The sequence below is a fragment of the Ornithinibacillus halophilus genome (genome assembly GCF_900129485.1).
Taxonomy (GTDB): domain Bacteria; phylum Bacillota; class Bacilli; order Bacillales; family Amphibacillaceae; genus Ornithinibacillus; species Ornithinibacillus halophilus.
Window position 1 is genome coordinate 21,742 of sequence record NZ_FQVW01000008.1, and the last position, 25,659, is coordinate 47,400.

Here is a 25,659-nt window from a genome sequence, read left to right on the forward strand (position 1 = left end):
AACTAGTTTTGTGACAGTTGAGTGAAACAAGCTATTAGAATGTTTACCAATAAAAAGTGCTAACCCCTATGGTGATAGCACGTCATTGTATTCCTATACTTATTTTTTCTTATCTAAAAACATCCCATCCATTGTCTGAACACTTTGATATGGATTTACATAGTTTTTATTAGATGTTTTCTTTTTCTTCATTTGTTTAATTTCTTTTTTGATTTCAAGAAATATCGCATCCATTTTTGGTTGGATCCTTTGGTTCATGCGAACTACTTCTTTTCCCAGTTTTATCTCTTCATCTGTAAAAGGGTCAGTAGCTTCTTCCATATAGATCCCACGTTTTTCTATAAGTTGATTAATATGATTAATAAGTGCTTCTCTATCACTTGAATCTATTTCCTTATTAAGGCTATGTTCAATTTCTACTGTGATGTCATAAATTTTCTTCAAACGATTCATTAGATATGCGCACCTTGTGCATATTTTTGCTGTCTAGTTTTTAGTATTACTTGTTTCCACGTATCTCTGAATTCAACAACTAATCCTAAAACCTCTTCTAAAATAGCTGCATCATTTTTTACATTAGCTTCCTTCAATTGAAAATGCATGTAATCATATAAAGATAACATTTGCTTCGATATGTCAACCTCTTGATCTAATGTCAACATTAATTCTTGAATTATATTTTGAGCTTTTTGTATATTGGTATTCTTTGCTTCAAAATTCTTACTGTCCATATCCTTCATTGCTTGTTTAATAAATTTTATACACCCGTTATACAGCATTAACGTCAATTCACCAGGTGATGCCGTATTAACAGCATTATTTTGATAGGACTGATATGGCTTATTCATAAAATTACTCCTTTTTACGTCACATTTTTAGCTGAATTGCTAGATCATAACTTTTCATCTACTAACAAACCGATTCGCTCCATTGTGGCTGCATACAAATCTAACAATTTCTTAGGTGGGATTTCTCTGATTACTTCATCTGTATTTGGATTTACTACTTCAACATAGTATTCATTCAATTTTTCATGTAATTTAAATTGAATATTTCTATTTACCGGTTCAAGTGTCTCATTTATTTTATTTACTAAGTTCTCAGCTTCATCTTTCTTAAAATTAGTGCCATGACTTCTAAGAGTATTCTCCTGCATTACAGACTGATTTAATTCTGTAGAACGCTTGATGTTTTCGCTGTTTTGCAAGGGTTGTGATTGATTGGAAATCATATCTAATCGCATTGCCCATGCAACTCCTTATTTAATTTTTAGTGTTACTATTTACATCGGTACAAATTACTAATATTTAAAGTGATAGACTGTTATTTTTCTTTTTTATTTAATAAATCAACTAAATCATTAGGGATATTGATAGCATCATTATTTTGTTGTTGAATTTCTAGGAAAATTTCTTTTCGATAGATTTCAACTGACTTTGGTGCTTCTATTCCCAGTTTTACTTGATCCCCATCGACTGCAAGAACCTTTATTTCGATGTCTTCACCGATTTGGATGGATTGTTGTTGCTTCCGAGTTAAGACTAACATGTTACTATCCCTCCACTCCTACAAGTTTTCCGATAGGCTCTCTAATTGAATAGTCGTCTATGTTTAAAATATATTGTTTTCCACGCTTTTTCATATGATTAATTATAATAGGAGCTTTTAAGTTTATCGTACTTGTGGAGAAAGGGTCTTTTAAAGTAACAATAGATAAAACCATTACATCTTCTTCTGTGTTAATCTCTAAACTAGTTAATAGATGATCATCTAAATCAAAACTATAATCTTCATAAAAATGATAAGGATTTGCCACCACAAATGCGATATCCCGATTATGTATGGACTGTAGGATTTGAAAAACAGGTGATCCAGGAAGTTCTAATAGAATAAAACTCGTTTCCTCTATAAATCCCGGTAAACCAGAAGGAAAGTTAATTATTTTATCTTCTTCTATTTCCATTTCGCCAAAATATTTTGTTAGTATTTTCACGTTGACCATCCTTTCCACTCTAAACAACAAAATCTATTTCTAATTCTGCATATTGTTTCATGCTAATATCAATTGAACCTGGTTCATAATTATGTATTGGCTTTTGAGGTTGTACAGTAATATTAGGCTCGTTTTGCTTCACATCAATTTGAACCTCTGTAGGTTGGTACGATATTTTCACACTGTTATGCGATGGTATAAACTTGATTCCTATTTGCTTCATTGAATCATATCCATTTGCATTAGCTTGAGATACGATCGGATTTCCTCCGTTTTCAATTCTCATTAACTCATCACCTTGTTGCGCTCTCCTACTAATTCCTTCTAACAACCCTTGACGACCATTTTGAGCAAATATCTCATTACTGCGAAACACATGCATTAACCCCATATCTTCCCACGCTTGTGTCTGATCAATCGTTAACTTGGATGGGATTCTTGAAATGGATAGATCTGCTTTTGGCTGCTCTATGGAAAGTTGAGCCTTTGGCTGTTGAATTTCTTGCCTACTAGGTAATGTCTGCATTTGAATTTGGGCAAACTGTGATCTGATTTGTATTTGAGGTGTTTGCACAGTTTCAACCTCCTGTTATTCTTTGAAATGTCAAAATCCGAACTATTTTAAATCATAATGAAAAATTTTGATTCATAGTTCGGATTATTATGAGCAAAAGGTTTTCTCTCGTCACATATTATCTAAGAAAATCTAATAAGGTTGGTTGGATAATTTTAGAACCAGCAGAAAGCGCAGCACGATGAACACTCTCTTGTGTAATAAGTTCTGTTATTACCTTTTCATAATCTATATCTTCATTCTTAGACATCATTTGTGTTGCTACAATTTCTTGTTGTTGAAGTCTATTCTCTACTAAATCTAAACGATTCATTCGCGCACCTAAATCTGCACGTGCATTAATGACATTATTAATATTATCATCAATTCTAGCCATACTTGTTTGAATAGAATTCTGATCATCATCTTCTAATGCCTTTATAAACTGATCGATGTCATCAAAAAGATTACTTGCAACTTCATTTCCATCCTCATCCACAAATGTCGAATTAAATATAGATGCAGGGTCTACATTTGCTTGTAGTTTTGTCCCATTTGCTACCTCGATCATAACCGGTGAATGATCAAATGCTATGCCTTCTTCGTTCTCTCCAATTAATGGTTCGTCTGTCTTAGTCCCATTGAATAAGTATTTATCATTTACCTTTGTATTGGCAATATCAATAATATGTTCTTTTAACTGAGCGACTTCTTCTTTTATATTCTGTCTTTCCTCAGCATCATACGTACCATTACTCGCTTGCACAGCAAGCTCTCTTATTCGTTGAAGAGCTTGTGATGCTTTATCTAAAGCAGCATCAGAATTATCCATCCAATTATGCACTTCGTTCGTATTACGTAAATACTGCTTCACTTCATTCGTTTGGCTTCGATAATTCATCCCATTCATTGCAACGACTGGATCATCTGAGGGGCGATTAATCTTTTTACCTGTACTTAGTTGATCCATATATTTCCCAAGATTGGAGTAACTATTGGATAAGTTCCTCAATGTATTATTAGATAGCATCCCCTGTGTTACTCGCATGATTAATCACCTACCTTCCTACTAATCCCATGTTATTAATAATTCTGTCGATCATTTCATCCATTGCCGTCATGCTACGTGCTGCCGCATTATACGCATGTTGAAATTTAATCATATTGGTCATTTCTTCGTCTAACGATACAGAACTAACCGACATACGTTGGTCTTCTACTTGAGAGCGAAGGATTGTCGTATTATTACTCATGCGATTCGCTTCTTGTGCTCTCACTCCGAGTTTTCCTATCAGTGACTCATAAAACGTCTTTACAGATGTATTTTCGCCTAATCCATCAATGTCTCGGTTACGAAAGACTTCAGATAATTTAACAGCATTACTTCCGTCACCTGAGTTTCCACTTTCACTTGCAGCAATTAGGTCTGGATTATTTTTTATATCCTCTGAAACACCTATGGAAGCAGCAAACCCTTCTGAATCATTACCAGTGAAAAACTCTATACCTGTATTCCCTTCCAAGTCTGTTCCATCTTGATGGACTTTATTAAATTCCTCAGCAAAGACTTTTGCCATTGCATCTAAATCTTCTAGCACAGACTGAAAATTAAATGCACTATCATCGGAATAACCATGTGCATCTAGTAAGCCATGAAGGGAACCATTATTATGAGAAACTGGTAATTTGATAGAATCTTCACCAATTGTAATTTCGTTAACAACAGTAGTTCCTTCGTCATTTTCTTCTACGCTTAAACCAGTTCCATTTGTAAATGAAAGCTCATGGACTCTTGGCTCCCCATTTGCTTCTAGTAAGTGAATCGGATTCTCATATGGTTGTCCATTATCATTCACTAGTTGAATGGAGACCAGACCATCGGCAATATCTTGAGCACCGTCACCGCTTTTTTCGTATTTAACTTTTATATTAACGATATTGGATAATTCATCGATTAACCGATCGCGTTCATCATACAAGTCATTGGCAAGATAGCCATGTGGTTCTAATTCTTTAATTTGGTTATTAATTCCGTCAATTTGGCGAAGAATAGAGTTTGTATCTTCCACGGTAACTCCGATTCGACTATCTAAATCTTCTTGAACAGTACCAAGTGAATTCGAAAGATAATTAAATGTTTCAGCAACAGCTACACCACGTTGAACGACAACCGAGCGAGCTCCAGAGTTCTCTGGATTAACAGATAAATCTTGAAGGGCCTCCCAAAATTTATCCATCGTGTCAGCAAGACCATTTTCTGATGGTTCATTTAAAATATTTTCCATACGTCCTATCGAATCAGACATTGTTTCCCAGTACCCTGATTTACTATTTTCCGTTCGAAACTGTGAATCTAAAAATTTATCCCGAATTCTTTCAACTGCGCCGGCTTCTACCCCTGTACCAATCTGACCTGGAATATGTGGCCGATTACGAGAACCACTTGGATATGGAGTCGTTGATTCGAAGTTTACTCGTTGTCTAGAATATCCTTCTGTGTTGGCATTGGAGATATTATGTCCCGTTGTATGCAAAGCAGATTGTTGAGTGTATAAAGCACGCTTCGCCATTTCCAATCCACTAAAAGTTCCCATTCGTATTCCCCATTTCTTTCCTTAAGCCTTGGAATCAAATACTCCTCTATTCCGATTAGGCTGTTCTTTTTTATTCCCATAGTTCATTGTATTTAACGTAGGATTCATCAGATCCAGTGACATTTGCACAAATTGCATGGACTGTTGAATTAAAGCCATGTTTAACTCTTCTTGCTGCTTCAGTTTAACAATCGCTTCTGTTAACTCAACGGTTTGTTTCTCTAAAAGCTGTTTATCCTCATCATCAGTTAGTGCTTTCAGCATATTCGTAATCGTTGGTTCCTCAGGTGCGATTCCTTTCTGTTTAAACCAGTTCTGAACTAATTCCGTTCTTTTTTCTTCCGTACGTTCCAAAACTTGCGTATATTTACGTTCTTGGATTAATAGCGATTGTAATTGATCAGTATCTCCATCTTTAACGGCGTCCGTCTTCTGTTCAGATACTTTTAATAGATCTTGATGAAATTTTGTTAGTTTCTGTAGGTTTTGCAAGATCGCTTCCATGGACAAAATCTCGTCCTCCTTAATGCTTAGACCAGAAATCAATCATTTTCTGTGCCGTTTTTTCATAATTAATCTTGTAATCACCAGATTCAACCGCATTCTTTATATCTTGTACAAATTCTTGTCGGCTTGCTTGTGCTTTTCCACTTTCCTGCAATTGCTTCGCCTGACTCGAAATTTCTAACTGGTCTTTCTGACTCGTTTCTTTTTTCAACTGCATTTGCTTTTGCAGTTGTTTTTGGTATGGATTAAAGTTGGTTTGGTTCGTTCCGTTTATTTTCACAAAATCACCTCAATTCAATTCGAACACTTCTCTTACATCTATTATCGTCATTTTATTATCATTCTTAAATGTTTTTATGATGTTTATCTAGGGTATAATACGTATTTTTTCGTTTTTCTTCCATTTCTCTATTGCGTGAAACCTCTTCTATTTTTTCAAAGCGTTCCAATTCTTCTTTTAGCTTTTTAGAACAGTTGGAACAAAGTTTCCCGCTAATTATTGGTGTATCGCATTTTTCACAATGATACGCTAACTTAGGAAACTGGGATGTTAGCAACCGTTTCTGTTTAATAAATTTAATCACTAACTCTTCCTCTACTCCAGTTGCTTCTACAACTTCTAAGAGTGTCGATTCTCTATTTTTTTGTTGGCGTAGAAACTGGTAAACCTTTTGAAAAGCCTCTTCCTCTTCCTTGTAGCAATTATGACAAATATCCCGTATCGTTTTAACATATACAGCACCACATTTTGAGCAGTTCGCTAATTCAGTCATGTATTTTCCCCTTTTCTATGATACCACTAACCTCGGATTAAAGTATATGCGTATATGGCTTCGCAACCGACTTGCTTGAATAGTGATGCAGCATGTCGTATTGTTGTACCCGTTGTATATATATCATCGACAAGAATGACTGATTTGTTTATAGTTTTCTTTAACTTAAAGGGATTCTCACTGGAAATTCGTTGATATCTCGTTTTCTTTGATTGTTTTTCACTATGATCACGTTCCAATATCTCTTCACATGGTATTGTCAAAGCTTCTGCCAGCATTAGAGCTTGATTAAATCTCCGTTCTTCTAATCGCTCTTCACTTAATGGAATAGGAACAGCAATTATGTTTTTCATTTTGGAAAACTTCTGTTTAAATCCTTGAGAAAAGTAGGACTGAAATGCTTTTCCCACTTCATAGTCCCCTCGGTATTTCCATTTTGCGATCATGTCTTGCATATGTTGGTTATAGGTGAATAGAGAGTAATTCGATGTTAGTGGGTCTTCCCCTTTGTAATGTTCCTTCCAGTAAGTGCAATCTGAACATAATTTCATCTTGCTTTCTCTACTGCACATCATGCAGCGTTGGCCTGTAATTTTAACCAGTTTATTTTCACATGTGTCACATAAATACGTTGGTGGTTTCGGGATAAGAGTCGACCAATTAACGTCAACAATTATTTCTTCAAAACACCATGTACACTTCATTTTAATGCCTCCCCACGTTTATTCATCTTTTGAATCGAACGAATCGCTTGGACCATTGCATTTGTTTTTCCATCATGAAAAAAGACAACCTCTCCAGTTGGATCATTGCTATTTCTTCCCGCTCTGCCTGCAATTTGTACAAGGGCTGCTTCATCAAACACATCATGACTAGCATCAATTACTGCAACATCAACCGATGGAAAAGTAACTCCTCTTTCTAAAATAGTTGTCGTTAGCAGAATATCAATTTTCTTCTTCCTAAATAATTGCACCTTTTCTTCACGTTCAGGGTCCTCAGCGTGGACTGATTCAACTTTTAATTGAAAATCATGTGACTTCTTTAGGTTTTGGGCTAAATCAATTGTTGAGACGAAAATAAGGAGTTGTCGAGATGGGTTTTTGCGCTTTTGATACCATTTTAGAAAGGGTGTTGGATATTGATTTAGTTTGAGTTGTTTTTTTAAGGAGAAACAAAGGGTAAGAGTCGGTACAGGTAAAGGAAATCCATGATAACGAATGGGGACGAAGACGTGAGGGATTTTTTTCTGTTCTACGAGCTTTCGGTGTATTTTACGAGGAGTGGCTGTTAAATAAATTGTTGTGCTTGTTGTTTTTTTAGCACGATTAGCAGCAAAAGGTAAAGAAGGATCCATATGAAATGGAAATGCGTCTACTTCATCAATGATCATTAAATCAAATGCTTCCTGGTATCGAATTAATTGATGAGTAGTTGCTAATATTAATTGTGCATTCCCTGCTTTGTCTGGACTTCCTCCATATAATGCTTGAATGGACACATCTTGAAATGCTTCTTTAAATCTAGGGAATAATTCTCGCACAACATCAGCACGTGGAGTAGCTAAACAAATTCGTTTTCCCATTTTTAATGCCTCAGTAATGCCTGGGAATAGCATCTCGGTTTTTCCAGCTCCGCACACTGCCCATATGAGAAGTACCTTTTCTCTGTTTTGAATTGCTTCAACCATGCGTTTTGATGCTTTTTCTTGTACTGACGTTAACTCACCAGACCAGGTACATGGGTTTTCATGCATTTCCCAATTCGCCTCTGGACCATTCCATATATATAATGGCGTACATGTCATCACTCGTCCCATTTCTACGCATTTCCGGCAATAATAATGATTCTTTTGACAAACAGCACAAGGAATGGTTCCCAGATAATATTTTTTATTGTTACCACATCGTTGGCATTGATAGAAAAATGATTTGCTTTTAAAAGGAGGGGTTTCAGAAAATAGCTGGTGTTTTATTGCCGAGGAGAATTCATCTTGAGTCATGTCAATTTCTTGACGTAGGAGTAATTTACCAGAGTATCGTTTTGTGAGTTCTTGTAGATCGGTCGTGGAGTAGAGGGGGTTTTTAGTATTCAACATGTATCAACTCCATTTCAGTGGATTTGAATAAAGCTATCTCTATAAAAGCATAGAGATAGCTAGTAAAATAATTTATAATTGCTATACCGTATACCAACAAACTCCAATTGCACCTTCACCTAAATGTGTCCCGATAACCGGTCCAAAATAACTAAGAGTTGCTTCGGATTGTGGGTATTTTTTCAAAAAGTCATCTTTTAACTCATTAGCTGCTTCTTCAGCATTCGCGTGAATAAATGCAACCTTAAGCTTTCTATCTTTTGCATCTTCTTCCAACATTCCAATAATACGATTTAATGCCTTCTTACGAGTACGTATTTTTTCAAACGGAACAATAACCTTGTCCACAAAGTGAAGGACCGGTTTAACCTGAAGTAGGCTTCCAACTAATGCTTGCGCTCCATTCAATCGTCCTCCACGGTGAAGATTCGTTAAATCATCCACCATAAAATACGCCTTAATGCTAGCTTTAATTTGATCAAGACGTTGAATGATTTCTTCTGGAGTTTTATCTTGTTTAGCTAATTCTGCTGCTTCAAGAACATAAAATCCTTGAGCCATACAGCTAATTTCTGAATCAAACGCATATACATCAATGCCTTCTACCATATCACCAGCACTTACAATTGCTTGATACGTACCACTAATACCACTTGATAGATGAATCGAAACAACAGCATCATAATCTTTTGCTAATTCTTCAAGTTTTTCAGTTACATAGCCGATTGAAGGTTGAGATGTCGTTGGTAGTTCCTTTGCATCTTTTATCTTTTGATAAAATTCTTCTGTTGTTATATCAATTTCTTCTTGGTAGGAATCATCACCAAAAACCACGCTTAAGGGTACCATATGTATATCTTTGTCTTCACGTATATTTTTGGGAATGTATGCCGTGCTGTCAGTCATTACAGCAATTCTCATCGGTTACCTTCCTCTCATAAATAATGATTCTATGATTGCTAAACTATTTCCTTATATTTTACATGAATCCCCTAAAAAATGCATTATTTAAAGTTATATTTGTGAATAAATTATGTCGGTGATGGGTTGGTTGGATTGATTGTATGTAGTAGATGAGTGTTGGGTTATGGGTGACAATGAGGCGTCATCAGTGACCGGAGAAAATGGAAATGATGTGCTACGGGCATCGAGATGGCCTATCGATTACTGTAGAGACTGGCGGTGGCGGGCTACGGGCATCGAGATGACCTGTCGATTACTCTTTGAACTCAAGTACAGGCCAAAAGGGAATCGAGTGATCTTAATCAAACAAAAAAACCGAACTAATTCAAATCAGAACTAGTTCGGATACATAAAATTATAGTACTTCTACCCAGCCTTTTCGAATTGCCGAAACAACTGCTTGTGTACGATCATTTACGTTCATTTTTTGTAAAATATTACTTACGTGGTTTTTAACCGTTTTCTCACTGATATATAATGTTTCCGCTACCGCACGATTACTCTTTCCTTCTGCAAGCAATTGTAATACTTCACACTCACGCTTTGTTAGGATATGAAGTGGACGTTGGTATTCAACACCACTATCTAATGTTGCGGCAATATTATCTTTCGTTAAACGACGATATTCTTGAACCAGATTATGCGTTACTTTCGGATGTAAATAAGATCCTCCTTCAGCAACTACTTTAACGGCTTCAACTAATGAATTCGAATCCATTTCTTTTAATAAATATCCTTGGGCGCCTGTTTTCAAGGCATGTGTCACATAACTTTCATCATCATGGATTGATAGAATAATAACTTTGGTTTCAGGGAAATGTTTAATAAGTTCTGCTGTAGCTTGAACACCATTCATATTCGGCATATTAATATCCATTAAAACAACGTTAGGGTTATATTCTTTTACTAGTTTTGTAGCCATACTCCCATCATCACCCTCAGCAACAATTCGGAATGAAGGTTCAAATTCTAATATCCGTTTTACCCCTTCTCTAAACAACTTATGATCATCAATCAATATTATATCTATTGCTTTGTCGGTATTCATATTGTTTTTCCTCCCATTTATTTCTATTTCCCCTATTACGCCCCATGATAGAAAAAAGTCTATTTTATATAATTATTCTCTCTAAATTCATATAATCAAATGTTCTGATAAGGAACAGAAACAATAATTGTCGTTCCGCTCCCAATTTTGGAGTTGATATTTATCTCTCCATCGAACATCTCAACACGTTCACGCATCCCCATAATCCCAAATGATTTATCACGTCTTATTTTAGGGTCAAAACCTTGTCCATTATCTTTAACTACTAATGTTAGATTACTAGAACAAATTTCTATCTTCACTTGAATCAGTGTAGCGTTTGCATGTTTAATGGCATTTTGTAAGGCTTCTTGAACCAATCGGAAAAACGCTATCTCGTACTGTTGTTTTAATCGTTTATCCTCACCAATTGCTTGAAAGTCTATTTTAACATTATTATAGTCTGCTGTCGTTGCCACATATTTCTTTATTGTTGGAATTAATCCTAGATCATCTAGCGCCATAGGTCGAAGGTCATAGATAATTCTTCTAACCTCGTAAAGAGAGGAACGAACCATTCTACGTACACTTTTAATTTCTTGTAGCGCTTCCTCAGTACTACCTTCTCTAAAGGTACGATCTACTAATTCTGAACGAAGTAATATATTTGCTAACATTTGTGCTGGACCATCATGTATCTCACGGGATATCCTTTTTCGCTCTTCTTCTTGCGCCTCAATAATCTTCAAACTGAATTCCTGCTTCTCTTTCGCTTCATTCAATAATTCATTAACTTGCCTAAAATCATCTGTAATATAGGTTAGGATAACAGATATTTTATTCGCAAGCCCTTCTGCACGCTCGATTGTTTGATGTAACGATATTAAACGTCTTTCTAGCTCATCACGTTTATCCCTTAAACGCTTTTCTTCTTGGCGAACCATTGCAAGCTTTGTCTGCAGTGCATGAGTTGTTTCATAAACTTCTCGAATCTCATCTTCCGAGTAACGATCAAAGTACTTACTGACTTCAGAAAGTCGACGTCTAGAATATGCTACGTTCTGCTCCAGTTGGTCCCCTGACTCTATATATTGGATGACTTGACTCCTAGTTTCTTCTAACTCACGGGAAAGCATTTCGTGTTCTGAACGTGCTTCTTCACTTATATGAAAAATTTCATCCTTGCTATTCTCTACTACATCTACCATCTCATCCAGTATATAATCCAAATCTTTCTCCTTGGTTTTCACTGTCATTCATTTCCACCAACCTATGTTATAATTATACGAAGTAATGAATTTATTTTATAGAGGTCTTTTAGCACAAATTGAAAAACACAATCAGTACATACGACCTATTATTCTAAATTTTGTTGAAAATATATATGCTTTTACTTAACCTATTATAACATCAAAGGGGAGAAAAATGACATGTTATCGCAATATTATACGGTCAAGCCTTCAGGTTCTGATGAAATAATCATACAAAAGTCACGCTTTATTGGATATGTCCGTCGTGTGGAAACAGAAGAAGAAGCTCAAACGTTTATTCAAGAAATAAAGAAGAAACATCATGATGCCACACATAACTGTTCAGCGTATATGATCGGTGAAAATGATCAAATTCAAAAAGCTAATGATGATGGCGAACCAAGTGGCACAGCGGGAGTTCCAATACTTGAAGTGTTAAAAAAACAAAACTTAAAAGATACAGCGGTGGTAGTTACCCGTTATTTTGGTGGAATTAAACTAGGAGCTGGTGGATTAATCCGTGCTTATAGCAGTACAACTTCCCAAGCAATTAAAACTACAGGTGTTGTAAAACGTCAGTTGATGCAGGGATTTTCCATTACTGTAGATTATACTTTACTAGGAAAATTAGAAAACACGCTTAGAAACTCTGATTATATACTGGAAGAGATCAATTATTTAGACAAAGTGGCGTTTATTGTATTTGTGGAAAATGGACTGGAAGATAAGTTTATAGAGTGGATCGTTGACCTGACAAATGACCAAGCAGAAATTGAAAAGAAAGATGTAAAATATATAGAAATAGAAGTATAGGCATAGGACCTATACTTCTTTTATTTGGCTTAATGCTGCTTCATCAGCGATGATCGTAACATTTGAATGTTTTTGTAAGATAGAAGCTGGGAATTCTTCCGTCACTTCCCCTTGCACTAATTTTTTAACTGCTTCTGCTTTATTCTCACCGGATACTAAAAGAATGATTTCTTTACTTTCCATTATAGTGTCAATTCCCATCGTTATCGCATGTTTAGGAACTTCATCAATACTTGAAAAGAAACGGGAATTTGCCTGTCTAGTCGATTCATCTAACTCAACAACATGTGTACGGCTGTTAAATGGTGTACCTGGCTCATTAAAACCAATATGACCATTCAATCCTAATCCTAGAATTTGAATATCAACAGGCCCTTTTTCCTTTAGTTCTTTTTCAAATGTCTCACATTCTGCATTCATATCAGAAGTTTCCCCATTTGGGATATGCGTGTTTTCAAGTTGGATATCAATATGATCAAATAATTTATCATTCATAAAATAACGATAACTATTTGGATCATTCCCTTTTAAACCAACATATTCATCTAAATTAAAAGTTGTTGTGTTATTAAAAGAGATTTCGCCTTGTTGTTGTTTTTCAATTAAGCAACGATATAAACCTTCAGGTGTCGAACCCGTTGCAAGGCCTAATACTGGATTATCCGTAGTTTTAAGAAATGAAGTTAACTTTTCACACGCTTTCAAGCTCATGCTTTCATAATTAGCTACTTTTACTATATTCATGTTGTTCCCCTTTCAATTACGCTATTACACCGCGACAAATTGTAGTGTGTATTGTTAAATCGTGATCTACAAGTAAAATATCAGCATCTTTTCCCACCGTAATACTACCTTTACGATCAAAAACATTCAATTGTTTTGCTGGATTCACAGAAGCCATTTCGATTACGTCTTGGATAGACACTTCAGGTAGTTGCAACATTTGCTTAGCACCGTCTTGTAATTTTAAAATACTTCCGGCCAATGTACCATCTTCTAATACGGCACGGTCCTCTGTTACCACTACTGGTTGCCCACCTAATTCATAGTTACCTGGCTGCAAGCATTTGGCACGCATAGCATCCGTTATTAAAATCAATCGTTCCCTACCTACGTTTTTATAGATTAAGTTAAGCATATCTGTAGAAACATGGATACCGTCTGCTATGAGTTCTGCACGTAATTCTTCTAATTCAAATGCGGCACCTACTACTCCAATGTCTCGATGATGGATTCCACTCATCGCATTACATAGATGTGTTACCTGGCGAACCCCATGGGAAACGGCTTTCTGCATTCCAGCGAAGTCCGTACTCGTATGTCCTGCTGATACATTAATTCCAGCATCATACAGGTGCCTGATGAATGTTCCATCCTCATCATGTTCTGGTGCCATAGTAATTGTTTTAATTTTGTTCCCAGATAACGCTTGCCATTTTTCAAATTGTTCAATGTTCGGCTTCATAATATGCTGTTCGGGTTGAGCGCCTTTTTTACTTTTTTCAATAAATGGCCCTTCCAAATGCACTCCAATGACTTCTGCATAACCTCTTTTATTTTCATACTTTGCCACATTGATTAGGGCTTTATCAATATTTTCTACAGATTGTGTAATCGTCGTAGCTAAGAAACTTGTTGTTCCTTCTACAGGGAGAACACTAGCCATTGAATCCAGTGCTTCCTCGGTTGCATCCATTACATCCGAGCCATTTGCTCCATGGATATGGCCGTCAATGAATCCCGGTATGGCATTTAAATTGGATCCATCAACTATTTTTAATGGGCTGGGATAGGATTTGGGTTGTTCATTTTGCTTATAAACACCTGTAATTTTTCCATCTACCACTAATAAATTTCCGTTTACAATTATTTCATCTTCAGCATAGATTGATACATTTTTCATGTATATATTACTACTATTCATAAGAAGTTCGTTCCTTTCTAAATCTTCTTAGCATGTTTAACGTAGCATAACTTATATTGATTGTCATCTGTTTATCTATAAGAAAAACTAGCTCAAAAAGCTAGTTAGTCACCGGTCGGGATTTTCTTTTATCTAATTGTTCCGATAATTCATTGATTAAAGTTTGAACCATTTCTTCTTGAGAACTAATTCTATTCTTTTCAGTATCATCGATAATTTTCTTTAGCATTCTTTTATAAAATTCTTGCTCTCCCACAGAAACCCACCCTTATTCTAAAAATCAATGAAACTATTATACCATATATTTCAAGTTGGTGGGCAAATAGTACTAAGTCCTTATGTGTTTAGTGTTGGTACATCATATGTAATGATTTAAAAAAAGTGTTTTTGCAATCGTATAGTTTAATAGGGTTAGTTCATTGGGTTAAAACAAAGTAAAAAACCGCAAGCAGCAATGCTTTACGGTCTAGTTTTAATATTATTCTTGATCTTTTTTCCATTTGTTAAATTCCAAATATTCTTTAAATTGCTCTTTCGAAACGCCTGAATCCATAGCTTCTTTGACTATAGTTAGCCATTCTTGATCTAAATCTTCTGTTTGCTCATTAAGATCTGGATTAATTAGATCATTGATTGAAACACCTAATACTGCGCTGACCTTATCTACAAACTGGATCGATGGGTTTGACTGGAGGTTTCTTTCAATCGAACTTAAATAGGATTTGGCTACGTTTGCTTTTTCGGCTAATTCTGAAAGGGACATTTGCTTTTTCTCTCTTAAATGTTTGATTCGCTCACCGATCAAGTTTCTCACCTCTTTTAATGAAATTATACCATAATGAGATGAGAAGTTCTATTTGAAGCACATCTTTATAAAAAATTATGTATATTTCTGCGCTTCGGCCAGAAAAACCCTGACTTCTTCAACGGTCATCCCAATATCCTTTGCTTCTTTCATTAAAGCTATCCACTCATAGTCAAGTTTGACTGAATCCATTACTTTCTCCAATTACAGTCCCCCAATTATACTCCCTCGGTAATCCAGCCGTCATAGCAATGAAGCTTTAGACCTGTGACTTTGCGACCCCATCTTTCAATGGGTATGCCCTTGACTTGGGATTATTTGTTAAGACTATTATACTATACGTAAGAGTGAATGTGTCTGTCTTGTTTTGTCGGATGGTAACTAGTTTTGTAAGATTCAGACTTTAACAAATAACTATAAGTACCTCTTTTTCTTATTTACTTTTATTTTATTTATGGTAGCTACTATACTGAATAATATACCGATAGTTAACAAAATTCCACCAATTAATAATATATTAAAAATATTAGTTGCTGTATCTGGTAATGGCGATCCACTACTATCTGAATCTCCTGTACTTCCAATATTACCTGTCACATCCTTCTCTTCTTTTTTATCGTTATTTTCACCGCTGGCTGTAAAAGTTAGGGTAAATTGGGAATCTAATCCTTGATACTCATTGCCAAGATGTTCAGGCATTCTAACTGTAACATCTAATACTTCTTCCGACGAAGCTGCTAAATGCCGTACTGGAAGTGAACTGAATTCAGCTAACCTACCATTATATAATTCTCCTTCTGAATCATTTATCTCTAAAATAAATTCATTAAATAATTTGTCACTACCATTATTGGTGAGGGTCATTTGGTAAGAAAAATCTTCTCTACCTGTATTTTGTATTGTAATTGAACGAGGCGCCCAATCTCCTGGTTTCATGTTAGTGATATTAAAGAGTACATCTCCAGGTGAGATATTCAAATTAAAGTCTTCTCTTCCTTCATTTGATGAATTTTCGCCAGTACCATCAGCATTAACTTTAATACCAGTTATACTAAACAAGATTATAAGGACAAAACTTATAATTATAATTTTCTTCATTACGTCCCCCCTTTTTTGTTCCGAAAAGGTTATTATGTGGATTCTGTCACTTCTTTCCCGTCGCTTTGTTGTTTCTCAGAGGGCTCCAACTCTCTTATCGCCTTCCAAATCGTAAACCCAGCATACCCAAGTAATAATATTCCTGGAATAAGTAGTAGGAAAGCTCCATTTTGTGTTTGAGCAAAATTTACAACATAACCAATAAACGGTATTGTGAATCCAGTATACTGTGCTACAACATTATCTGAGAGCACCAGACTTGAATCTGGCGCATTGTTATTATCACCTTTTGTTTCATACATAACATGTTCGCCACTATTAACAACGTCAATCACCCTATGGGTAATGAGTTTTCCATCTTCTTCTTGAAAGGTGATAATATCGTTTTCTTTAAATCTTGTCATATCTCCACCTGGTTTAACTGCGATAATAGATCCCGTCATAAATTCTGGCTCCATTGAACCAGATAGTACCGTTTTAAGTTGATATCCCATAATTTCTGGCTCACCACCTGAAGCCTTAGTTGCTACTACTACACATGCCATAAATATGATAGCAGCCATCATTGTTATCGATATTATATTACTAATCCATTTCCTAATCTTCTTACCATTCATCTTCATTTATTCTTCACCTTCCTCTTCTATTCCGGAATTAACTTGGTTTTGTTCCACATCTTCACTATTTATTTCTTCTTCCTGATCTCCTTGTTCCATTTCATTCCCATCTTCAAGTTTGCTTTCTTCATCCCCTTCAAGTCGCTCATCTTCTGGTAGACTTTCTTCGGTTTGGTCGCTAGAATCAGTTTCCTCATCGGTTTCATGATTGGCATCTCTGTTTGTATCATCTTGTTCTTCTGATTCTGTAACTTCTTTATCTTTACCCTCTATATTATCTTCTGTTTCGTTTGTTTCCTTTTCTTCTTTAGGTTGTTTGTTTTCAATACATTTAATTTTAAACTCTTTGCTCCAAATTACACTACGCTCATCATAATTATCGTTATATCCTACACTTTGATAAGCTTTAAATACATACCAACCTTCTTCATTGGCTTCATAACTTAATTCAGTGCTTTCACCATTTTCAAGTGGGGGAATAATACCATCCCCTATATGTTCACCATGTTTTTTTGCATTTCCTTCTTGTGAAGAGTAATATACTTCATATTCAGTCCCTTTTGACATATTCTTTCCTTTATTTTTAATTTCTGCAGATATCTCGATAGTTGAACAACTTTTAATAACTTCATTACCGTTTCCTAAAAATTTTAATTTACTTCCGTCCCACCAGTCACTAGCTGTTGATATTGGGGTATTTACTGTACTTTTACTACTATAGTAAGCTACCGTATTATTTGTAAGTAAAGAAACAGAAACAATGGACGCATAAAAAATTACTATAATTTGGACTAACATTATTAATTTTCTATGCTTCTTCTTATATCTATCCAAACGAGATCTCCTCATTTTCAACCACCTCGGTGTTTTATTATTTACTATAATAAGTATTCAATTAATAAATTAAATAATCATGATAATAAATAATATATAATAAATAGTTAGAAAGGTGAGGTAGACTCACCTTTCCAACTAAATCTAATAATTATCTCTCTTCACCGTCAGTTTGGAATCCTTCAAATGTCCATTCTAGTTCTAATTGTAAACCTTGAAGATCATTTTGCCTTTCACCAGTATCGTTAAAGCGGAATTGAACATCAAAGTCAGCAGAATCATCTACATCAATACCTGTTACCTCAGTTGGAATATCATCGTATTGTGGAGGACCAACCCATCCAATAATTGGAATCCAAACTAAGCCCGGTTGCGTCATTACACGCTCAATATCAATTTTAGTAGCCAAATCTTCAGGAGAGAGATTCTTCAAGTCATATAAGGATACTTCAAATAGGACCTCATAATCATCATCACCTGATGTATTATTTAAGAATTGTACATAAAGTTGTTTTGCATACTCATTTGCCAAGTCATCATTAACAACCTGACCTTGACCATTCCTTACAGTATATTCTGTACTAAGGTCTACATATTTTATATCCAAAGAACCATTATTTTGCAGTTCAAATGACCTTGGCATCCAATCACCTGGCTTCAAGTTATTCATTGGAACTTGAACTGTTGGATTTACTGCTAAATCAATTGTTCCAGAAGTAAAATGATTCGTTTGCTCTGCTGTATCACTAAAATACGCAAACGTTCCTCCTCCTACTAACGAAATTCCTAGTGCAGCTGCTGCAATACCCATACCTAATTTTTTCTTAACGCTCATTCTCGTTTCCTCCTTAAAATTTAAAATATATTTTAGACCTATGTAGGTCAAAATAACTGAGAAGTTATTTTGTTGCATTTGAGTCACGCGCATGACTTTTTACCTAAGATAACACCCTTAGTCGTTCTCGTTAACGAATACAATTATGAGTATACATCACATATGTTCTTAATACAAAACACTAAAATCAGCTGTTTTTCTTAATAAAGAACACAAATTCTCTACTTCCCTCCATTTTGCTTACAATAGCTTAGTATTTCATTTTTTTGTATAAAATTTTCACTTTATGAATTATATAAAAAGGCTTAATAATGAGGGATATAGGCATAGTTTAAGTACTCGATACCTTCTTTATTTCTTTATTGAGAACAAAGTTTTATTATATACTAGCTTAGATATTATTAAATTTTCATAATAATACATTGTATATAAATAAAATTACTTATATACTATTTAATATAATTAAAGAGGTGAAGAGGTCTTAAAAACTTATCCGCCCATCTTACAAATTAAAATTTTAATTTCAATGGGTTATAATCAATCTAATTATTAATAAAGGTGAGATCTTAATGAAAAAACTTTCTATATTATTGATCATCGCAGGTTTATGCTTTTTAGGATTCGGTGGTTTTCAGTTAGTAAAATCCAATTTAGATCAAAATAAATCACTTGCCGAGGCACAATCACTTCTAGAAGAAAGTAAAAAATCAACCAAACAGAAACCTAACCTTCGTACAGATGACAGTACAGAAACGCAATTATCTTCTGAGGACTTTTATCCATCAGAAGGTGAAACAGTTGGTATTTTACATATTCCTAGGTTGGAATCAGACTTGCCAATCATTGAAGGAACACATGAAGATGAATTAGCAAAAGGTGTTGGTCACTATGCCGGCACAGCATATCCACAGCAAAGTGACCAGATTGTGTTATCAGGTCATCGTGATACGGTGTTTCGCCGAATGGGGGAACTTGAACTTGGGGATATTTTGACTGTTCAACTACCATATGGTGATTTTTCTTATGAAATCGTGGAAACAAAAATAGTCGATGCTGATGATCGTACAGTGATTGTACCGACTGCACCAGATGAGGTACTTACGGTGACAACCTGTTATCCATTTTCATATGTCGGAAATGCTCCAGACCGGTATATAATTACGGCATTACCAGTGTCGAAAAATGAATGATTATAGGTAAAAAGGAATAGACTAATATCATAAATTCAGATATAATTTATAGTATTAGTTTATTTTAGTAATGGAGGTAATTTTTACCTTCTTCAGAGGAGAATTTGAGTGACAGATTCTAGAGTAGAAAAGAAAAAAGAAAAGAAAAAACGTAAATGGCCATATTGGATTGGTGGAATCCTTTTGTTCTTTATCTTATTAGGTGGAGGATTTTTATGGTATATCTACGACAAGGTAGGAGATACAGTTTCTGACATGCACACTCCACTTGAACGGGATACAAATCCGGAAAGACAAAAGGAAATTAAAGAAATATTTAAAGAGAGAAAGTCACTTAATGTACTGCTACTTGGTGTTGATCAACGTTCAGGTGATAAGGGTAGATCTGATACGATGATATTAGTATCTCTAAATCCAAATACTGAAAAAATGATTATGCTAAGTATCCCACGTGATACTTATGTTGATATCCCTGGACGTGGAATGGATAAAATAAACCATGCTTATGCATTTGGTGATGTTGAATTATCATTACAAACCGTTGAAAATGCATTTAACCTTCCTATCCATTTTTATGCCAAAGTAAACATGGAAGGTTTTCAACAAGGAATTGATGCTATTGGTGGGGTTACCATACAAAACAACCAAGAATTTTCTGCTGGTGGTCATAATTTTACACCGGGAGAACTTCATCTAGGCGGAAAAGAAGCATTAAGCTATATACGTATGCGTAAAAACGATCCACGTGGTGATTTAGGGCGTAATGAAAGACAACGTAGTGTCATTACAGCAGCAATGAATGAAGCAGCAAGTTTCTCCAGCATTACAAAAGTAGGCGAAATACTTGAGATCGTTGGAGGAAATGTGACCACTGATATGGGAATGGATAATTTTCAAAATATGTTTTCCAATTATTTAGGCACTCGAAAGAATATTGAGACCTTAGAGCTAAGTGGAAGTGGACAAATGATTGGTGGAATTTGGTATTACATTGTACCAGATTCAGAATTTAATCGAATTAAAACAACCATCGAACAACATATGGCAGAAAAGTAATCAGAAGAAGTCACCTGTTAATAAGCAGCGTGACTTTTTTTATTATTTCAGATTATCTGTTAAACTGATATAATTTAAATATATTAGATTCAAGGGGGATGACCATGAAAAAAATCGCATTTATTATGTTAGTTATCCTAACTATTTTATTTGTCGGGTGTTCAAAGGATGATGATGAGGTTATAACACCAAATGATGTCTTTAACACCTACACAGACCATTGGCAAGAAGAAAACTTTTCTGCCATGTACGACATGCTTACCGAAGAATCACAGCAAGAATATCCATCAGAACAATTTATTGATCGTTATCAAAAAATATATGAAGATTTAGAGATTACTAATGTTTCCATTACATATTCCGGGTTATCCGAAGCTCAATTAGAAGCAACTGATGAAGAAGGCAGTGCTACGATTCCATTCTCTGTAGATATGGAAAGTATTGCAGGACCCATAACTTTTAATTATGAAGCAACACTCGAGAAAAAATTAGAGGGTGAAGAAGAAGAAGAAGTGAATTGGTACCTTACGTGGGATCCTGGATTTATTTTTCCAGAAATTAAAGATGGTGGTGAAATTGGAATAGATTTCACTCAACCGATTCGGGGACAAATCTTAGACAGAAATCAAATACCTCTTGCAGATAATGATGAGGTATGGGATATCGGAATTGTACCAGAAAAGCTGGGACCAAATAGTAAACAGCAAATCTCTGAGTTACTAAACATTTCGGTGTCCGCAATTGATAATTACCTAGATGCATCATGGGTAAAGCCTGACCTCTATGTTCCAATTAACAAAAAAATACCAAAATCTAATGAAGAATTAGTTGAACAGATTTTCCAAATCGATGGGGTTGCTGGTCGAACTGACGAAGGCCGAACATATCCATTTGGAGAGATTACTGCTCATTTAACGGGTTATATTGGTCAAGTAACTGCCGAAGACTTAGAAAACCTAGACCCTGACTTATATGGCCCAAATGATGTTGTAGGAAAAGCTGGGTTAGAATATCATTTTGAAGACCGCTTAAAGGGAAGAACTGGTGTTGAAATTTATGTTACTAAAGAAGATGGGGACAAACTTACAATCGCTGAAAAGGAAGTTCAGCATGGGGAAAATATCATAACAACCATCGATATTGATGTACAAGAAGAGATTTATCAATCCTATGATGGAATGGGTGGTACAGCTGCTGCCATTCAACCAAAAACTGGGGAAACACTAGCACTTGTAAGTAGCCCTGCTTATGATCCAAATGATATGGTTTACGGAATTTCACAAGAAAAATGGGATGAATTACAAAATGATCCACTAAACCCATTATACAATCGTTTTACAGCAACTTATGCACCGGGTTCAACAATAAAACCAATTACAGCTGCAATCGGTTTAGATAACGGAACTTTTACTCCAGAAGACACTGTGGAAATTGAAGGCTTAAGATGGAGCCCTAACGATGAAGATTGGGGTGATTATAAGATTGCTAGAGTGTCTGAGTCAAACGGACCTGTTGATATCCGTGACGCCCTAATACGTTCAGATAACATTTATTTTGCAATGCAAGCGTTAAATATGGGAAGTAATGCATTAGTTAGTGGACTTGAACTATATGGCTTTGGAGACAGTTTGCCATTTACTTATCCGATTTCTTCATCAACAATTTCATCAAGTGGTGCTATTGAAGATCCGATTCTTTTAGCAAATACTAGTTATGGTCAAGGAGAAATGCAGGTTAGTCCATTGCATCTGGCAACGATGTATTCCACTTTTATAAATAGTGGTAACATGGTTCGACCTATTCTTTTAGCAAATGATGAACATAATCAATTTTTACAAGAAGGACTTATCTCTAATGACCAAGCAGAATTTATCCAAGAAATATTACAGGAAGTCGTTGAACAAGGTTCTGTTGGCCGTGTAGTGGAAACTGATTTTCCTATTTCAGGTAAAACAGGGACCGCTGAATTAAAGCTAACGATTGACCAAGAAGATGGTAAGGAGAATGGGTGGTTTGTTGGATACCCATCTGATGACCAAGATATCCTAATTGCCATGATGATGGAAGAAGTTCAGGATATCGGAGCAAGTCTGTATGTTGCAGAGAAGGTTGGAGAAATATTGGGAGCTTTGAAGGAGTAGCTGATGTGTGGGGTGTTTGGTACGCTGTGGGGTTGACGGCTTGTGATGCGAGGACATTGGTTCCGTTATTTGTTAAAAAAGGGGCGTTTTTTGTTTTTGGAGGACATCGGTTCCTTTATTCACTCAAAACTACATCCTTTAAGAGTAAATCTTGTAAAATAGCGTATCATATGTCCGTATACCCTAGAAATAATACTAATTTCATAGAATAAAGGATTATTTGTCTGACACGATACCCTACAATGAAAAAGAAGTCTACCAATCCAGTAGACTTCTTTTTTCATTAGGCTTATAACTTTTTCAATAATTGTTTAAACGTTTCTTCATCTCGTTCATCTAGTGCTTTATCGATTAGTCTTTTTACATTCATTCGTTCTAATTCATCGATAATAACGTCGGTTTTATCTTGAATCGTTGTTTTATCTTCTAATTTCTTTTGTTCCATATATGGTTTCGTAATAAAGTAGAGCTTAATGAGAAAATCAGGTAAGTCAATTAGCTCTTTCATCGTAATATAAAAAGTGTCATCTTCATTATAGAATGCAAATATAGCTTCAGTATTTACAATTTTTTTCGTCTTGCGATCTATTTTAATTTCCTTTGCATTATCTGGTACAAATTCATATTGTTTGTCTTCAATTGTAATGGTGAAACACTTTTCTTCAAGCAATACGTGTATATACTTAGAGCTAATTTTTACATAATAAGGGTTAAACATGTTAACAGTAACCATTTAGTTTTTCCTCCAATTCGAGTAACTACACGCTATTGGTAAAGATATACCCGTATTATCAGATAACTAAACATGAATTTTTAATTTTTATTAAGAAAATTTCGTCATTGTTATGTGGATAATGATTTATGAAGGGAAATTGTGGGATAAAAAGGCACCCCATTTTTTAGTTCTGGGATGCCTTTTAAAGGAGCTGTACTAGTTTACGAAAAACTTCTTCATCACGTTCGTCTAGTGCTTTGTCAATCAAGCGTTTTATATTTTGATGTTCTAATTCATCGATTATGACAGCGTTTACATCTTTAATCTGTTTCGAATCCATTTGCATGCTATCATAATACGGTTTTGCGATAGAATGTAGCTGAAATAAAAAATCCGGTAGGGAGATTAGTTCGCTCATCGTCATGTAGACAATATCTTTGCCCTTTTGAAAAGCAAATCTGGCACCAACATTCTCTACTTTACGTGTTTTTCGGTTTATTCTAATTTCCTTCGCCTCAATAGGGATGAATTGATATACTTTTTTATTAATTACCACTGCAAAATACTGGTAAGCCAAAATAATTCGTACGTACTGATCATCTGCTTTTATATAATACGGCTTTAACATTTTTACGGATATCATCTGTACACCCCCCATTATCATACTCCAAATTTTCAGTTAATTAATTTTACAACATATTCACATAAAATACAAGGAAAATTTCGATATGTATGACTACAGCCTTGCTCATCATGCAAGGCTGCCTTCGTTACTGAATAATTTTACCTAGTATAAAGGTGACTATTTTACTGACATCATGTTCTTCAAAATGATATTGCATTTCGACTTCCTCATGAAATTTTCCTGCCTCTTTTAAATTTACAATTCCTTTTTTCATAAATGATTTGTAATTCGTATTTAAGGCATCAATTTCGGTTGCATACTTCTCATCAGTGCCAGGAGTTACAGCTTCCTCATACAGATCAATGATTGAATGGCCATCCTCACTCGGGAAAAATTCATGGGGATCTGTGCTATCAAAAATACAGAAATCTAATTCACGTACAAGCACCATATCAATACTACTTGGATCAAAGCTACAATGGTATAGTTCTATATCGTATCCATAGTCATGACACGCAGACATTATTTTTTTCATAAACGTCGATTTCCCTGTACCAGCACGTCCTTTAACAAAATAACATGTCGAGAGAGTCTTCAATATTTCAGGGACTTCATTAACAACGCCATCTTTCGTATTCGTACCAAATAGGCGATGATAAATATTCGCTTTTCGATTCTGCTTTTCTTTGGAATTAAGTAACTTCGTAATAAATTCTTCTGCGATCTCATTCGCCTTTTCAAAATCCATTTCATTGATATAGACTTTCTCTAAATCATCATGAATTTTTAAACCTGTTTCAAAATTTGTATAGGATTCTTCAGTTAATTGCTTTATTTTTTCCTGTTTATCCGGATAACTCTCTTCTGATCTTGCTAAAAATAAGCCTAAATCAACTTCAATAGCTCCATTTAAATCAGGCGTTGCAATTGTATCAACGACAACAGCAAATGAATGCCCACGAATAATGACACCATCTAAAAATTCACTACCTAATGGGCTTAATAAAACCTCTAAATCTGATTCACTTTCATACTTGTTTATTATTTGTTGAATCACTTTCGTTTTTAATGTTGCTGAGGGATGATTCAAAATTATGACATGATGGAAATCTTCCACATTGGTCGACAAAAAATTAACAAAACCATCCGCAGTATTTCCACTGACATAATACGCTTGTTTGCTAGGCAAGGAGACACTTCCTTTGCTAAAGATTCTTGGTTTAGTTTATGTATATGGCCTAAAAGTGG

Annotated in this window: 32 protein-coding genes and 1 riboswitch; of the genes, 4 read left to right on the forward strand and 28 right to left on the reverse strand. The window is 35.1% G+C overall.

Going from position 1 to position 25,659, the window contains the following annotated elements; translation table 11 throughout:
• Positions 1–99 precede the first annotated feature (99 nt).
• The 16 genes from BUB12_RS05495 to BUB12_RS05570 all read right to left on the reverse strand — a co-directional run bounded on the left by BUB12_RS05495 (position 100) and on the right by BUB12_RS05570 (position 11,764).
• The gene (locus BUB12_RS05495) at positions 100–453 is read right to left on the reverse strand and encodes a flagellar protein FliT (RefSeq protein ID WP_072888884.1); all 354 of its coding nucleotides are present in this window, start codon (positions 451–453) and stop codon (positions 100–102) included.
• Positions 453–848 carry a flagellar export chaperone FliS gene (gene fliS, locus BUB12_RS05500; protein ID WP_072888886.1) on the reverse strand — a complete coding sequence of 132 codons (396 nt, stop codon included), beginning with the start codon at positions 846–848 and terminating at the stop codon, positions 453–455. The genes BUB12_RS05495 and fliS overlap by 1 nt, the downstream gene beginning before the upstream one ends.
• 44 nt (positions 849–892) lie before the next feature.
• Positions 893–1,243: a flagellar protein FlaG gene (flaG, locus tag BUB12_RS05505; protein WP_072888888.1), complete on the reverse strand. Its 351-nt coding sequence runs from the start codon at positions 1,241–1,243 to the stop codon at positions 893–895.
• A gap of 80 nt (positions 1,244–1,323) precedes the next feature.
• A complete protein-coding gene (gene csrA, locus BUB12_RS05510) occupies positions 1,324–1,548 on the reverse strand; it encodes a carbon storage regulator CsrA (protein ID WP_072888890.1) in 225 nt (74 codons plus the stop codon).
• Between the two features lie 4 nt (positions 1,549–1,552).
• Entirely contained in the window at positions 1,553–2,002 is a 450-nt protein-coding gene (gene fliW, locus BUB12_RS05515; RefSeq protein WP_327196133.1) for a flagellar assembly protein FliW, read from the reverse strand.
• 10 nt (positions 2,003–2,012) lie between these two features.
• Positions 2,013–2,567, reverse strand: coding sequence for a DUF6470 family protein (locus BUB12_RS05520; protein WP_072888895.1), 555 nt, complete (start codon positions 2,565–2,567; stop codon positions 2,013–2,015).
• A 118-nt stretch (positions 2,568–2,685) separates the two neighbouring features.
• The gene (gene flgL, locus BUB12_RS05525; protein ID WP_072888897.1) at positions 2,686–3,594 is read right to left on the reverse strand and encodes a flagellar hook-associated protein FlgL; all 909 of its coding nucleotides are present in this window, start codon (positions 3,592–3,594) and stop codon (positions 2,686–2,688) included.
• A gap of 10 nt (positions 3,595–3,604) precedes the next feature.
• The gene (flgK, locus tag BUB12_RS05530; RefSeq protein WP_072888899.1) at positions 3,605–5,140 is read right to left on the reverse strand and encodes a flagellar hook-associated protein FlgK; all 1,536 of its coding nucleotides are present in this window, start codon (positions 5,138–5,140) and stop codon (positions 3,605–3,607) included.
• Positions 5,141–5,161: 21 nt separating this feature from the next.
• The gene (locus BUB12_RS05535; protein WP_084063227.1) at positions 5,162–5,644 is read right to left on the reverse strand and encodes a flagellar protein FlgN; all 483 of its coding nucleotides are present in this window, start codon (positions 5,642–5,644) and stop codon (positions 5,162–5,164) included.
• 19 nt (positions 5,645–5,663) lie between these two features.
• On the reverse strand, positions 5,664–5,927 hold the full coding sequence (gene flgM / locus BUB12_RS05540) for a flagellar biosynthesis anti-sigma factor FlgM (protein WP_072888903.1): 264 nt from the start codon (positions 5,925–5,927) through the stop codon (positions 5,664–5,666).
• Positions 5,928–5,991: 64 nt separating this feature from the next.
• Entirely contained in the window at positions 5,992–6,420 is a 429-nt protein-coding gene (locus BUB12_RS05545; RefSeq protein ID WP_072888905.1) for a TIGR03826 family flagellar region protein, read from the reverse strand.
• A gap of 26 nt (positions 6,421–6,446) precedes the next feature.
• Positions 6,447–7,124: a ComF family protein gene (locus tag BUB12_RS05550; protein ID WP_072888907.1), complete on the reverse strand. Its 678-nt coding sequence runs from the start codon at positions 7,122–7,124 to the stop codon at positions 6,447–6,449.
• On the reverse strand, positions 7,121–8,518 hold the full coding sequence (locus BUB12_RS05555) for an ATP-dependent helicase ComFA (RefSeq protein ID WP_072888909.1): 1,398 nt from the start codon (positions 8,516–8,518) through the stop codon (positions 7,121–7,123). The genes BUB12_RS05550 and BUB12_RS05555 overlap by 4 nt, the downstream gene beginning before the upstream one ends.
• Positions 8,519–8,599: 81 nt before the next feature.
• On the reverse strand, positions 8,600–9,439 hold the full coding sequence (locus BUB12_RS05560; RefSeq protein ID WP_072888911.1) for a DegV family protein: 840 nt from the start codon (positions 9,437–9,439) through the stop codon (positions 8,600–8,602).
• Positions 9,440–9,836: 397 nt separating this feature from the next.
• Complete coding sequence (locus tag BUB12_RS05565) at positions 9,837–10,529, reverse strand: response regulator (RefSeq protein WP_072888913.1); 693 nt, start codon at positions 10,527–10,529, stop codon at positions 9,837–9,839.
• Between the two features lie 95 nt (positions 10,530–10,624).
• Positions 10,625–11,764, reverse strand: a complete 1,140-nt coding sequence (locus tag BUB12_RS05570; RefSeq protein ID WP_072888915.1) for a sensor histidine kinase — start codon at positions 11,762–11,764, stop codon at positions 10,625–10,627.
• Positions 11,765–11,938: 174 nt separating this feature from the next.
• Here BUB12_RS05570 and BUB12_RS05575 point away from each other — a divergent pair, with 174 nt between their 5' ends.
• Positions 11,939–12,571 carry a YigZ family protein gene (locus tag BUB12_RS05575; RefSeq protein ID WP_072888917.1) on the forward strand — a complete coding sequence of 211 codons (633 nt, stop codon included), beginning with the start codon at positions 11,939–11,941 and terminating at the stop codon, positions 12,569–12,571.
• A gap of 9 nt (positions 12,572–12,580) precedes the next feature.
• On the opposite strand, the gene nagB is transcribed toward BUB12_RS05575, so the two are convergent.
• From nagB to BUB12_RS05615, 9 genes are all read right to left on the reverse strand, one after another.
• Positions 12,581–13,315 carry a glucosamine-6-phosphate deaminase gene (nagB, locus tag BUB12_RS05580; protein WP_072888927.1) on the reverse strand — a complete coding sequence of 245 codons (735 nt, stop codon included), beginning with the start codon at positions 13,313–13,315 and terminating at the stop codon, positions 12,581–12,583.
• A 16-nt stretch (positions 13,316–13,331) separates the two neighbouring features.
• Complete coding sequence (nagA, locus tag BUB12_RS05585) at positions 13,332–14,474, reverse strand: N-acetylglucosamine-6-phosphate deacetylase (protein WP_234982579.1); 1,143 nt, start codon at positions 14,472–14,474, stop codon at positions 13,332–13,334.
• Positions 14,475–14,595: 121 nt separating this feature from the next.
• The gene (locus BUB12_RS17820; protein ID WP_200801024.1) at positions 14,596–14,751 is read right to left on the reverse strand and encodes a hypothetical protein; all 156 of its coding nucleotides are present in this window, start codon (positions 14,749–14,751) and stop codon (positions 14,596–14,598) included.
• 222 nt (positions 14,752–14,973) lie between these two features.
• On the reverse strand, positions 14,974–15,300 hold the full coding sequence (locus BUB12_RS05590; RefSeq protein ID WP_072888931.1) for a helix-turn-helix domain-containing protein: 327 nt from the start codon (positions 15,298–15,300) through the stop codon (positions 14,974–14,976).
• Positions 15,301–15,375: 75 nt separating this feature from the next.
• The gene (locus tag BUB12_RS05595; RefSeq protein ID WP_072888933.1) at positions 15,376–15,504 is read right to left on the reverse strand and encodes an anti-repressor SinI family protein; all 129 of its coding nucleotides are present in this window, start codon (positions 15,502–15,504) and stop codon (positions 15,376–15,378) included.
• A gap of 23 nt (positions 15,505–15,527) precedes the next feature.
• A riboswitch (cyclic di-GMP riboswitch) is annotated at positions 15,528–15,612 on the reverse strand.
• Positions 15,613–15,714: 102 nt separating this feature from the next.
• A complete protein-coding gene (locus BUB12_RS05600) occupies positions 15,715–16,398 on the reverse strand; it encodes a hypothetical protein (RefSeq protein WP_072888935.1) in 684 nt (227 codons plus the stop codon).
• 32 nt (positions 16,399–16,430) lie between these two features.
• Positions 16,431–17,021, reverse strand: a complete 591-nt coding sequence (gene sipW, locus BUB12_RS05605; protein ID WP_072888936.1) for a signal peptidase I SipW — start codon at positions 17,019–17,021, stop codon at positions 16,431–16,433.
• Complete coding sequence (tapA, locus tag BUB12_RS05610; protein WP_072888938.1) at positions 17,022–17,849, reverse strand: amyloid fiber anchoring/assembly protein TapA; 828 nt, start codon at positions 17,847–17,849, stop codon at positions 17,022–17,024.
• A gap of 151 nt (positions 17,850–18,000) precedes the next feature.
• Positions 18,001–18,684, reverse strand: coding sequence for a TasA family protein (locus BUB12_RS05615; protein ID WP_072888940.1), 684 nt, complete (start codon positions 18,682–18,684; stop codon positions 18,001–18,003).
• 569 nt (positions 18,685–19,253) lie between these two features.
• On the opposite strand from BUB12_RS05615, the gene BUB12_RS05620 reads away from it, so the two are divergent.
• The 3 genes from BUB12_RS05620 to BUB12_RS05630 all read left to right on the forward strand — a co-directional run bounded on the left by BUB12_RS05620 (position 19,254) and on the right by BUB12_RS05630 (position 23,071).
• Positions 19,254–19,874, forward strand: coding sequence for a class D sortase (locus BUB12_RS05620; RefSeq protein WP_072888941.1), 621 nt, complete (start codon positions 19,254–19,256; stop codon positions 19,872–19,874).
• A 108-nt stretch (positions 19,875–19,982) separates the two neighbouring features.
• A complete protein-coding gene (locus BUB12_RS05625) occupies positions 19,983–20,930 on the forward strand; it encodes an LCP family glycopolymer transferase (protein ID WP_072888943.1) in 948 nt (315 codons plus the stop codon).
• A 104-nt stretch (positions 20,931–21,034) separates the two neighbouring features.
• On the forward strand, positions 21,035–23,071 hold the full coding sequence (locus tag BUB12_RS05630) for a penicillin-binding transpeptidase domain-containing protein (protein WP_072888945.1): 2,037 nt from the start codon (positions 21,035–21,037) through the stop codon (positions 23,069–23,071).
• A gap of 289 nt (positions 23,072–23,360) precedes the next feature.
• Here BUB12_RS05630 and BUB12_RS05640 read toward each other — a convergent pair whose 3' ends face one another.
• The 3 genes from BUB12_RS05640 to BUB12_RS05650 form a co-directional block, all read right to left on the reverse strand.
• Positions 23,361–23,804 carry an IDEAL domain-containing protein gene (locus BUB12_RS05640; protein ID WP_072888949.1) on the reverse strand — a complete coding sequence of 148 codons (444 nt, stop codon included), beginning with the start codon at positions 23,802–23,804 and terminating at the stop codon, positions 23,361–23,363.
• 184 nt (positions 23,805–23,988) lie between these two features.
• The gene (locus BUB12_RS05645) at positions 23,989–24,429 is read right to left on the reverse strand and encodes an IDEAL domain-containing protein (RefSeq protein WP_072889023.1); all 441 of its coding nucleotides are present in this window, start codon (positions 24,427–24,429) and stop codon (positions 23,989–23,991) included.
• 127 nt (positions 24,430–24,556) lie between these two features.
• On the reverse strand, positions 24,557–25,600 hold the full coding sequence (locus BUB12_RS05650) for a hypothetical protein (RefSeq protein WP_072888951.1): 1,044 nt from the start codon (positions 25,598–25,600) through the stop codon (positions 24,557–24,559).
• Positions 25,601–25,659: the final 59 nt, after the last annotated feature.